The 11,502-nt window shown below is 45.2% G+C and carries 12 protein-coding genes; 1 reads left to right on the top strand and 11 read right to left on the bottom strand.

Annotated elements, in window-relative coordinates; all coding sequences use genetic code 11:
* Positions 1-96: 96 nt before the first annotated feature.
* From NFR56_RS02075 to hemW, 6 genes are read right to left on the bottom strand one after another with little or no spacing between them, the layout of a single operon-like run.
* A complete protein-coding gene (locus NFR56_RS02075; RefSeq protein WP_251457383.1) occupies positions 97-1,080 on the bottom strand; it encodes a CPBP family intramembrane glutamic endopeptidase in 984 nt (327 codons plus the stop codon).
* The gene (locus NFR56_RS02070; protein WP_251457381.1) at positions 1,077-1,697 is read right to left on the bottom strand and encodes a TIGR01906 family membrane protein; all 621 of its coding nucleotides are present in this window, start codon (positions 1,695-1,697) and stop codon (positions 1,077-1,079) included. Before NFR56_RS02070 ends, NFR56_RS02075 begins: the two co-directional genes overlap by 4 nt.
* Positions 1,690-2,460: a TIGR01457 family HAD-type hydrolase gene (locus NFR56_RS02065; protein ID WP_003016193.1), complete on the bottom strand. Its 771-nt coding sequence runs from the start codon at positions 2,458-2,460 to the stop codon at positions 1,690-1,692. Before NFR56_RS02065 ends, NFR56_RS02070 begins: the two co-directional genes overlap by 8 nt.
* Positions 2,461-3,147 carry a hypothetical protein gene (locus tag NFR56_RS02060; protein ID WP_003016180.1) on the bottom strand — a complete coding sequence of 229 codons (687 nt, stop codon included), beginning with the start codon at positions 3,145-3,147 and terminating at the stop codon, positions 2,461-2,463.
* The gene (locus NFR56_RS02055; RefSeq protein WP_227197433.1) at positions 3,137-3,892 is read right to left on the bottom strand and encodes an acyl-ACP thioesterase domain-containing protein; all 756 of its coding nucleotides are present in this window, start codon (positions 3,890-3,892) and stop codon (positions 3,137-3,139) included. Before NFR56_RS02055 ends, NFR56_RS02060 begins: the two co-directional genes overlap by 11 nt.
* A 3-nt stretch (positions 3,893-3,895) precedes the next feature.
* Positions 3,896-5,026, bottom strand: coding sequence for a radical SAM family heme chaperone HemW (hemW, locus tag NFR56_RS02050; protein WP_251457379.1), 1,131 nt, complete (start codon positions 5,024-5,026; stop codon positions 3,896-3,898).
* A gap of 317 nt (positions 5,027-5,343) precedes the next feature.
* Between hemW and NFR56_RS02045 the strand changes: the two genes are divergently transcribed.
* Complete coding sequence (locus NFR56_RS02045) at positions 5,344-6,867, top strand: ATP-binding cassette domain-containing protein (RefSeq protein ID WP_251457377.1); 1,524 nt, start codon at positions 5,344-5,346, stop codon at positions 6,865-6,867.
* Positions 6,868-6,899: 32 nt separating this feature from the next.
* On the opposite strand, the gene proC is transcribed toward NFR56_RS02045, so the two are convergent.
* The 5 genes from proC to lspA all read right to left on the bottom strand — a co-directional run bounded on the left by proC (position 6,900) and on the right by lspA (position 11,502).
* Positions 6,900-7,715 (bottom strand): pyrroline-5-carboxylate reductase, encoded by an 816-nt coding sequence (proC, locus tag NFR56_RS02040; RefSeq protein WP_251457375.1) that lies wholly within the window; start codon positions 7,713-7,715, stop codon positions 6,900-6,902.
* A 3-nt stretch (positions 7,716-7,718) separates the two neighbouring features.
* A complete protein-coding gene (locus NFR56_RS02035) occupies positions 7,719-8,966 on the bottom strand; it encodes a glutamate-5-semialdehyde dehydrogenase (protein WP_251457372.1) in 1,248 nt (415 codons plus the stop codon).
* A 10-nt stretch (positions 8,967-8,976) separates the two neighbouring features.
* Entirely contained in the window at positions 8,977-10,086 is a 1,110-nt protein-coding gene (proB, locus tag NFR56_RS02030; RefSeq protein ID WP_003016508.1) for a glutamate 5-kinase, read from the bottom strand.
* A gap of 74 nt (positions 10,087-10,160) precedes the next feature.
* Positions 10,161-11,051: an RluA family pseudouridine synthase gene (locus NFR56_RS02025; protein ID WP_251457369.1), complete on the bottom strand. Its 891-nt coding sequence runs from the start codon at positions 11,049-11,051 to the stop codon at positions 10,161-10,163.
* The gene (gene lspA / locus NFR56_RS02020; RefSeq protein ID WP_251457366.1) at positions 11,041-11,502 is read right to left on the bottom strand and encodes a signal peptidase II; all 462 of its coding nucleotides are present in this window, start codon (positions 11,500-11,502) and stop codon (positions 11,041-11,043) included. Before lspA ends, NFR56_RS02025 begins: the two co-directional genes overlap by 11 nt.

Below are 11,502 nucleotides of genomic sequence, written 5' to 3'. Positions count from 1 at the left end.
CAGACCCTCATCCTCAATCCTTTATCTTCACTTGCCCTTTTTCATAGCAAAAAGAGAGATCTAAAAGGATCCCCCTTTACTAGCAATCGATAATCTTTATCCTTTGAGATTAGCCATCTGGAAGATCGGAATCACATAAGGAACAATAGACATCAGGATAGTAAATAACACGAAGAACCAGAACCAGAAGGACGCGAGGGCACGCTGGAAAACTCCCGGTTGAGGTTTATTGGCTTGAATATAAGCCTTGATGGCTGGCCATTTGGTCGCAAGAACCACTATCATCACAATGGAACCAATGACTAAAACACCGATTTGAAGCCAATTCGCTAGTCCCTCGTCCACATGATAGGCCACATAATGCAAGCCTTGCGAAATCACAAAGTTATTGAAAATGTGATAGAAAATAGCCCACCAGATATTGTATTCAAAGGCAATGTAGCCGAATCCTAGACCAATGATACCTGCGAAAAAGAGCTGGTCAAAATTAGCATGGAAGAGGCCGAATAAAATAGCCGTCATGACAATGGCAAAGATTTTGCCATACCGTTCCAAGCCTCGCAAGCCGGCCCCACGGAAGAAGAATTCCTCTGTGATAGGACCAAAAAATCCAGCATACAAGAGCATAGTCCATGATCGCTCAATCGTATCACCTAGATCGGGTGTTGGAGAATGAAGGCCAATGGTCTCAAACATGCGCTCAATCACTTGTGTCATCACAGATGAAAAGACTTGAGAAAAGCCAAGAAAGGCGAGAAGAATAAAGAAGACTGAAAGAGTCATCTTACGTCCCTTTTGCTTGAGATCATATTTATAAAGGGCCTTCTTACGATAGGCATTAAAGAGAAAGAGTCCAATGAAAATAGAGATAAGATAGGGAATACCAGCCCAAACATTCAGGGCATTGAGTTTCTCCGTTACTTGACTTGGATCTTTTCTGAGAGAGCCTGCTATGGTCAATCCAAGGAGGACTTCCCACAGGACGGTTACCAAGGTCATTACCAAGAGATAAATGGCAAGTGTCCCGGAATACCTTCCTATATCTTTTTTAGGGTCTAATAATCGGTTGTATTGGTTCATTTCTTCCTCCTAGAAAATAGATAAAAACTCGCACACATTCCTTCGTATAAGACAAAGAAAATCAAAAAGGCATGCATAAAGTAGTCTTCTGGTAATGCAAGAATAATCGAATCCACGCGCGGATCAAAGAGCCAAGTATTGTCCCCAGCAAATAAGACCTGATGAAAGAGCGTAAAGAATTGATCAAAGCCAATCATAACAGCTATCACCGCAATCACCACTGGTAAAACCATCATCCAAAAGAAGAGACTACGGTACAAGGCCAGGTAGCCTTTTTTGACGACTGTCCGCATAAACTGGATAAAACCAGGTAGTGTCACCACGAAAACAACTGTCACTAAGTGAAATAGGTACTTGACGGCCTCAAAATGGTGCAGTCCATTTTTTGAAGACGGGAATTGAGGCATCTTCAACACCCACTGAAACGGATTGGTCAAGTAGTTCATCAAGACATTAAAATTCTTCATGATGACAGAAGCCGAAAAACCAGTCCGGCTTTGAATCCCCAACCAATGAATCTCCAAGGGATAGATGACCCAAGCTAGAGCAATGGTGAGAAGGATTGCAGCTGACAAGATAAAGAAAAATTGGTTGATTGATTTCAGACTTTTAAGCATCAAAATCCCACTCCGCTAGACTGGCAACAACATGTGTCGGTGCGATTGGTAAGGTCGGCACTTCTTCTGGTTTGGTAAAACCTGTCGTCACCAAAAGGGTTGGAATCCCATTGTCAATACCCGCACGAATATCTGTTAGGTAGTTGTCGCCAACCATGACCACTTCTTCTCTTGCAAGCCCCAGGTGTTCAATGGCCTTGTCCATGATGATGGCCTTTGGTTTGCCAATGATCACTGGCTTGACCCGTGTCGCTGCTTCAACAAGGGCAATCAGAGATCCTGCTCCTGGCATCAAGCCACGCTCCGTTGGAATGTTCAGGTCAGGGTTGGTCCCTATAAAGTGCGCTCCCTTTTGAATCGCCAAGGTTGCTTTAGCAAATTTCTCATAATCCACTTGCCAATCGAGGCCAATCACAACATAATCAGGTGCTTCTTCATCGATAATATAGCCAGCTTCTTCCATAGCATCTTTGAGTCCTGCTTCTCCAATCACATAGACTTTTTTGCCCAAGTTTTGGTCATTCATGTAGTCAATGGTCGCAAGGGTAGCTGTATAGATGGTCGACACAGGGGTTTCAATATTGAAGTGAGTCGCCAGCATATCCCGAACAGTCTCTGGTGTCCTGGTTGTGTTATTGGTGACAAAGAGATAGGGAATCTCACGCGCCTGCAATTCATGGACAAAAGCTTCTCCTGCTGGAATTCGTGATTTTCCTTTGTAAATGGTGCCATCCAAATCAATTAAATAGCCCTTGTAGTGCATTTATTCTTCCCTTTCTGTATCAGCTTTTTCATGCAACTTCTCTGCATCGACTCGTCCACCAGACCCATACAAAAGCAAGGCTCCAGCATAGAGGACAAATTGTAAAATCAACCCTGTAAAATTGATTCCTTGACTTCCTGATTGAGTAAACAAGAAGGAAGCCACCATGAGAATCACAATGGTCAATAACAAGCCTATTACAGTTGCCTGATCCACACTGATTTGATAAACCGTGCGCTTGGTGCTCCGGTTCCGTCCGTCTGACTTGGTTTCTGGTTGCAAATTCTCCACAAAATCAGTCACCAAGGTCGCAGCGAGGCTGACAGTTGTGCTAAAGAGCACGCCTTGAGACAAACGATGATAGAAATTTGACCAGAAGGAGCCTGATTGACTGGTAATGCCGACCGAAAAGATCACGACAGGTAAGAGAAAGGCCAGGGTGAAATGGATCCAAACCCGATACCAACGCACATCTTCTTTCAAGAAACGACTAAAACTCTCTAAATTCAAACGGTATCGGAAAAATTTGTAAATTTCTTCCACCAGGATGATGCCCAAAGCACAAAGAGTCAAGAGCCAATCTCCCAACATGTACAAAGGGTTCTTTTGACGCTTAGCATAGGCCACAACCCGTTTTTGGTAGCCTGCTAGCTCTTGTTTTTTATTTTTTAATCTTCTACTTTCCATAAGTCCAACCCTTTTCTTCTACTTCTTCCCACTCAATTTCAGCTTGGGCATTGATATGACCATCTGAGCTAATTTGGTGCTGGGTCTTCAAGCCCTCTTGTTCATATTGAGAGGTGATGACACCTCCTGCCAGCACTTCTTTGACATATTTTAGATGAACTTTTTTAGGGACATGATGGGTCAAGAAGTCTGCTCCCATCACCTCAAAGACCCAGTCCAAGTACTTGCTATTGTTGACATGTCCGTTCATATCCAAGTCGTAAAACCGAACTCGGTATTCTTGTTCTACGCCCCCTTCTAATTCTTTGAAACGGGGACCACGGAGCATGGTTTTTGAAAACTCTGAGTCAAAGGCATCCGTAATCTCAGACATGACAGGATGGACCTTGCGTGTATCACGATCCATCAAGACAAAGGTTGCGACCATCTCAATAATGGTATTGCCTTCCTCATCTTTGATATTAAAGGCCCGGTAACAAAATAGTCGATTGTGACTCTTGGCATAGGTTTCGATGGTGATCTTTTCATCAAACACAGGGAGACGCTCGATCTTCATATTGTAATCCGTGATAATCCAGACCAGATTATAGTTCTCTAAAATGTACATATCACTCATACCCAGCTCAATTGATTGCATGCCAGATACCTGTAAAGACAGCAAGATTAATTGGGGAATCTTAATATAACCATTGACATCGCTCATATCAAAAGGAATTTTCATGCTGTATTCAAATGTTTTTGCCATCTTCTACTCCAAAATAAACTTCTCTGCTACAGTGTCTCCTAAAAAGAGACCTTTCTTGGTCATGCGAACAATGTCCTTGTCAGGCACCAAAAGTCCCTGCTGGGTCAATTCATCGACCACTGGTCCATATTGTTGGTCAAAATTCACACCAAACTTTTCTTCGAAACGCTTCTTGGAAACGCCTGTTTTCTTACGGAGTCCCAGAAACATCTCTTCTTCCATCATTTCTGTCTGAGTCAGATGTTCTTCTTGGACACGCGCATTTCCCTCTTCGACTGCCTGCATATAGTGGCGAATAGGTCCATGGTTCTTGTAGCGAACACCGTTGACATAGCCGGATGCACCAGCTCCCAAGCCATAATACTCTGCATTATCCCAATACATGAGGTTGTGGCGACTTTCAAAACCAGGCTTGGAGAAATTTGAAATTTCGTAATGCTCAAAGCCCGCTCGCTCCAACTCCTGAATGATGTATTCAAACATCTCCGCTTCTAACTCCTCTTTTGGTAGAGGAAGCTTGCCCCGTCTCATCCGATTCATAAAGACGGTGTGATTCTCCAGAATCAAGCTATAGAGGCTCATATGGGGAATTTCGAGAGCAAGAGCCTTCGCGACATTTTCCTGGACCTGCTCCATGGTTTGCGTCGGAAGCGCATAGATGAGGTCGATCGAAATATTATCAAAACCAGCTAGCTTCAAACGCTCGATATTGTCATAGATATCCTGCTCCTGATGGCTCCGACCAATCTTTTTAAGCAAGCGATTATCAAAGGTCTGTACGCCCAAAGAAACCCGATTGACCGGTGAATCCTTCAAAACAGCGATCTTATCCGGATCCAAATCACCAGGATTGGCCTCGATAGTCAACTCTTCCATCTGAGAGAGATCAAGCGACTTGGTCAGCTCCTTGAGAAGATACGCTAGCCGATCTGCAGATAAGGCTGTCGGTGTCCCACCCCCGATATAGAGAGTCCGTAAATTTGTGATTTCCTCCCGACGAAATTCTTGGATCAAATGATCTAGATAAGCATCGACCGGTTGGTTCTTGATAAAGACCTTCGAAAAATCACAATAAAAACAAATCTGGGTACAAAATGGGATGTGGACATAAGCGGACGTTGGTTTTGTATGCATACCTTTAATTATACCATAAAATCCCCCTAAGTCCGAGAAGAAAAGGGTGGATGAAGCAAGGATTTCCTTGACAAGAAGGAATGAAAAGAATAGAATAAAGCTAATCACATTCGGAGGTAAGGAGATATGAACAACTAAGTTTCGTTAAATAAAATACTTTATTTAGTGGACTGCTTGTTCTATCTCTTTATGTGTGCCCTCTCGCCTATTCTCCAACTTTTTGTTGGCTTAATAAGGTCTTTTTCTGTTTGGGTCCACTTGAATACAGCTCTACTAAATAGGTAGAGCTGTTTTTTGTCCCAGTAGAAAGGAATCTTATGCTAAAACTATCCCACCTCACCATCCGCCATACAAAAGATTTACGAGATTTGGTTCGCGATCTTTCACTAACCATTCATGAAGGAGAAAAAGTTGCCATTATTGGCGAAGAAGGAAATGGAAAATCTTCCTTACTTCACGTCCTCATGTCCCCAAAATTTCTACCAGATTATCTGACAATAGAAGGCGAAATCACCACTTCCTTTCACTCCTATGCCTATATTCCCCAGTCTTTGCCGGAAGCATTGAAGGGAAAAACATTGGAAGAATATTTTTTTGGAGAAGACGAGCTAGACTATGCCACCCTCTATAGACTGGCTGATCAATTGCATTTCGATAGCGACCGCTTTGCAAGCGACCAAGCTATTGGAAGTCTATCTGGAGGAGAAGCCCTCAAAGTCCAACTGCTTCACGAACTTTGTCGTCCTCATGAATTACTATTTTTAGATGAACCTTCAAACGATCTGGATTTGGAAACCCTGGACTGGCTCCAACAGATGATCCAAACAAGTCCCCAAACCATCCTATTTATTTCCCATCATGAGGATTTTTTGACGCAGACGGCGGATACCATTATTCACCTAAGACAGATCAAACACCGCAAGGAGGCTGAAACCATTGTAGAGCACCTAGGCTATCAAGACTACAGTAGCCAGAGGGAGCAACAATTCAAGCAACAGTCCCAGCAAGCTGCCAACGATCAACGAACCTACAAGAAAACAATGGAGAAGCATCGCCGCGTCCGTCAGCAAGTCGAAACTTCCTTACGAAACACCAAGGATAGCACTGCTGGACGTCTCCTGGCAAAGAAAATGAAGTCCCTCCTCTCACAAGAAAAGCGCTACGAGCGAGAATTCCAATCCATGACTTCCCAACCCTATGATGAGGAAGTTATCAATCTGCATTTTTCTCCCCTCACTCCCTTGTCTCCTCAAAAACGAATCCTTCTCTTAGATCAGGAAGTGCTCGCAATTGGTGACCGGGTCCTGGTCAAGAACCTCTCCCTTACTCTTCTAGGACAGGATAAAATAGGGATTATCGGTTCCAACGGTGTAGGGAAATCCACTTTTCTAAAAATGATATGGGGCCTCTTACAAAAGAATGAGAGCATCCGCACTGTCTATATGCCTCAAGATTACACTGAAGGCCTCCCTTTAACCCAGACACCGGTTCAATTTCTACAGCATTCAGGCGATCGCGAAGAAATCAACACCATTCAATTGCATTTAGCCTCCCTCAACTTTACCTATTCTGAAATGCACCATCCGATCTCTGAACTTTCTGGTGGTCAGCAAGGAAAACTCTTTCTCCTACAACTAGTCCTCACAAGTCCCCAGTTTCTACTCTTGGACGAGCCTACCCGCAATTTTTCCCCTACTTCCCAACCAGAAATTCGACGCCTATTCACAGACTACCCAGGCGGACTAGTCACGGTCTCTCACGACAGGACCTTCCTCAAAGAAGTCTGCCAAAAAATCTATCGTCTGACCGAAAATGGTTTGGTAGAGATAGAGGCTCTCTAAGGTAAAAAAGATTGGCAAAAACCAATCTTTTTCTATTCCTTCGTTGCCTCTTGTCCCAATTCTTGGGTACGTTTATAGGCTGCTTCCACTCCTGCAATGATGTCGCCCCGCAAGCCGACTTGTTCTAAGCGGTTGACTCCTGCGATGGTAGAGCCACCTGGGCTACAAACTGCATCTCGCAAGCGGGCTGGGTGTTCTCCTGTTTCTAGGACCATTTGACTGGCTCCTTGGAAGGTCCGGGCAGCCATCTGCAAGGCTTGCTCTCGTGTAAGTCCTAAGCCTACTCCTGCATCTGCCATGGCTTCAATTATCTGATAGACAAAGGCTGGTCCACAGCCTGCGACAGCCGTTGCAGGATCCATCAATTTTTCCTCGATTTCATAGAGAGCTCCAGCTCCTGCTAAAAGCTGCTTGACCTGGGCTACCTGCTGGTCTGTTACTGCTTGGGAGCGGGCCAGACTGATGACACCCTGACCAATGGCTACAGGCGTATTGGGCATGATGCGGATGAGACCCACCTGGTCGTTCTGGATCACGTCAGACATCTTTTCTAGTTCCAGGCCTGCAGCCATGGAAACCAGCAAGAGATTAGAGCGTTGAGCCAAGATGCCTTTATACTCTTCTAAAAGAGGGCAAATCTGATAGGGTTTGACCCCTAAAAAGATTACTTCAGCCTCTTGAAAGGCTTGTTCAAGCTCAGACGCCGTTCCCCCATACTGGCTGATAAAATCCTGCACCTTTTGTGGAGAACGATTAACCAAGAGCAAGTCTGTAGCAGCCACTTCTTTTGCGACTGCTTTGGCTAGACTAGCTCCCATGTTTCCTAGTCCAATAAATGCTACTTTCATTTCTTACCTCACTTGACCATTTCCACTGATGATATATTTGTAACTGGTCATTTCCCGTAATCCCATCGGTCCACGCGCATGGAGTTTTTGGGTCGAGATCCCCATTTCACAACCTAGGCCAAATTGACCCCCGTCTGTAAAGCGTGTAGATGCATTGACATAAACGGCTGCTGAATCTACTTGCTTGGTGAAATAAGCGGCTGTCTCAGGATTTTCAGTGACAATAGCATCTGAATGATGGGTGCTATGAGCTTCAATGTGGTCCACTGCTTCCTCTACTCCATCAACGATCTTGACTGCTAAAATATAATCTAAAAATTCGGTATCAAAATCCTGTTCCTGTGCTGCTGTTCCAGAAATGATAGCCTGTGCTTGCTCATCTAGGCGCAACTCAACGGATCTTTCCCGTACATCCACTAAACGCTCTTTAACCAAAGGCAAGAAATCAGACGCGATCGCTCGATCCACCAACAAGACCTCCATGGCATTGCAGACAGATGGACGGCTGGTCTTAGCATTTTCAATAATGGCGAGGGCTTTCTGGAAGTCAGCATCTTTATCCACATAGACATGGACAATACCAGTTCCTGTCTCGATCACGGGGACAATGGCATTTTCAACCACCGCTTGAATCAACCCAGCACCACCACGTGGAATAAGCAAATCCAGATAGCCCTTAGCCTTCATCATAGCAAGGCTAGAAGCTCGACTCGTATCTTGGATCAGTTGAAGAAGATCGGGATGGAGTCCGGCTTCTTCCAATCCAGCCTTGAGGGCTGTCACGATCGCTTGAGCAGAATGAAAGGCATCCTTTCCAGTACGAAGGACCACTGCATTTCCACTCTTGATGGCAAGCGCTGTAGCATCAGACGTTACATTTGGACGGCTTTCATAAATGATGCCAATAACACCCATGGCGACTCGAACTTTCTGGATTTCAAGGCCATTTTCCAAGACTTCAGTATCCAGCACCTCCCCAATTGGATCTGGCAGGTCTATTAAAGCACGAATTCCTTGTGCCATCCCGGCAATCCGCTCTTGATCCAGAAAAAGGCGATCCAGCATGACTTCAGAGATCTTCCCACGTGCCGCTTCCATATCGATTTGATTGGCTGCTAAAATGGCTTCCGTCGCTTTCAAAAGCTGGCTAGCCATGGCCTCCAAGGCCTGATTTTTAAGAGCTGTGCTGGCTGTATTGATACTTTTCTTAGCTGATCTCGCTAAGCTTAATTGTTCTTGTGTTGTTCCCATACGTTTTCCTCTAAAATTCTGTAAAGAGTAGGTCAATCTCAGGAGTTACCGAGATCCAATCATCCCGGTGGATAAGGATTCCCTTAGCTTTTTTAGATTGGAGTAGATCGCGCACAGCTGATTGGCCGAGACGGACCTTGCCTTTTCCGAGTAATTGACCAGTCTCTTGATGATAGACGCTGACGATGTCGTGATAAGAGAAATCCCCTTCTGCCTTGGTCACACCAGAAATCAATAAACTCTTCCCATGATCCAACAGGGCTTCCGCTGCTCCAGCATCCACCCAAACAGCACCTTTGCTTTCAGCATAAAAGGCTAGCCATTGCTTCTGGGTTTTTAAGCCCTTGTCCTCTGCAAGGAAGTAACTGCCATCTGCTTGCTCTTGCGCTGCTTCGAGCAAGGCATCAGACTTGAGAGACGAGCAAATATAGACAGGAACCCCTGACTCGGTCGCAAGGGTCGCTGCCTTGAGTTTGGTCAGCATTCCACCAGTTCCGTTGCTACTGCCAGCACCACCAGCCATCTCGATCATCTCACGAGAAATATGTTCGATTCGATCCAAGCGCTTAGCTGTTGGATCCTGAGAAGGATTGGCTGTATAGAGGCCATCTACATCTGTTAAAAGTACCAAAAGATCCGCTTGAACCATGGCTGCAACCTGCGCACTCAATGTATCATTGTCACCAACTTTTAGCTCGGCAATCGAGACCGTATCGTTTTCATTGATAATCGGGATGGCCCCACGATTAAGCAAGACAGAAAGGGCCTGGTGGGCATTCTTATAACGGCGCTGATCCGCAAAGTCATCCTGGGTCAACAAAATCTGCGCAGAAACAATGTTGCGCAAGAGCAGGTTGGCTGTGTATTCTTCCATCAGTAAGCCTTGTCCAACTGCCGCAGAGGCTTGCTTGTCTGCCACCTTGGTCGGACGTTTCTTAAAACCAAGGGCACCAAATCCAGCAGCAACTGCCCCTGATGAGACCAAGATCAACTCATGGCCCGATTCGTGTAAGAGAGCCAGCTGCTGGGTAATGACCTTGACCTTCTGTCTAGAGAGGCTCCCGTCTGGATTAGTTAAAGACGAGGTCCCTACTTTAAAGACGATTCGTTTTGCTTTCATCTCTATGTTACTTTCTAATACTATTTATTTCGTATGTAATGAAAGTGACTGAATCTCCATTCAGCCATTCTTCATTATCCTTTTCGAAGGTCTTCCAGCGTTTTCTCAAAGATCGCTGGCACTTCTGCTGTAAATTCCAAAGTCTCTCCTGTGCGAGGGTGGGTAAAACCTAGTGTCCGTGCGTGAAGAAACTGACCTTGTCCTTTGAGTGTCTTCTTAGGACCATAAGCAGGGTCTCCAGCCACTGGATGGCCGATATAAGCCATGTGCACCCGAATTTGGTGGGTGCGACCGGTCTCCAGTTGCAACTCTACCAGCGTGTAATTTCCAAAGCGCTCCAAGACTTGAAAACGGGTCACTGCAGGTTTTCCTTTAGCTGTAACCGCTTGTTTTTTCCGGTCCTTTTCACTGCGACCAATTGGTGCTTCGATCATGCCCCGATCGTTAGGAAGATTGCCATGTACAATGGCCCAATACTTCCGGAGAGATTTTTTGTCTTTGAGTTCCTCTGCTAAGGCGACGTGGGCTTGGTCATTTTTTGCGACCATCAAGAGGCCTGACGTGTCTTTGTCAATCCGGTGGACGATTCCTGGACGCAATTCCCCATTAATTCCTGAAAGGTCTTTGACATGGTATAAGAGCGCATTGACCAAGGTCCCACTGGTATGGCCCGCACTGGGGTGAACAACCATGCCTTGGGGTTTATTGACGACGACGACATCCTGGTCCTCATAGATGATGTCTAAGGGCAGATCTTCTGCTTCATAACTGACCTCTTCCACTTCTGGGACTTCATACTGGATGATGTCTCCTTCTTTGACCGTATACTTAGCTTTTTTCACAGTTCCATTGACCAGAACTTTTCCTTCTTTGATCTGCTCATTGGCTACAGCTCGTGACAAGGGAGTCAAATCCGCCAAAGCCTTATCCAGTCGCGCACCGGCTACTTCGATTTTAATTTCCATGCGTTTCCTCTTTCAACATCAGGATCAGGAGCAAGAAAACTCCAACTGTCAAATAACTATCTGCTACATTAAAAATGGCAAAATTCATAAAATCCAGGTGGAACATATCGACCACAAAGCCCTGACGCAGGCGATCGATAAAATTCCCCAAGCCACCTGCAATCACCAAGGTCAAGCCCGTCACCATCCAAAGCGACCCCTTGAGGTGCTTATAAAGATAGTAAAAGGCCCCCACCATCACGACTAGAGTGATGAGGGTAAAGAACCATTGCTGATTTTCAAGAAGTGAAAAAGCTGCACCTGTGTTTTGAAGATAGGTCAGGCTGACCACATGGGGAATAAAAGACTTAACGACACCCAGTGGAATGTTCTTGACTACATACCATTTGACCAACTGATCCAGTAGGACCAATAGCACGATTGTTACTGGAACCATTGTTTTTCTCTTCAT

Origin of the sequence: Streptococcus caecimuris (genome assembly GCF_943193075.1) — a bacterium.
GTDB lineage: Bacteria > Bacillota > Bacilli > Lactobacillales > Streptococcaceae > Streptococcus > Streptococcus caecimuris.
Note: the sequence above shows the minus strand (reverse complement) of the source record. Positions and strands in the feature narration are given on the sequence as shown.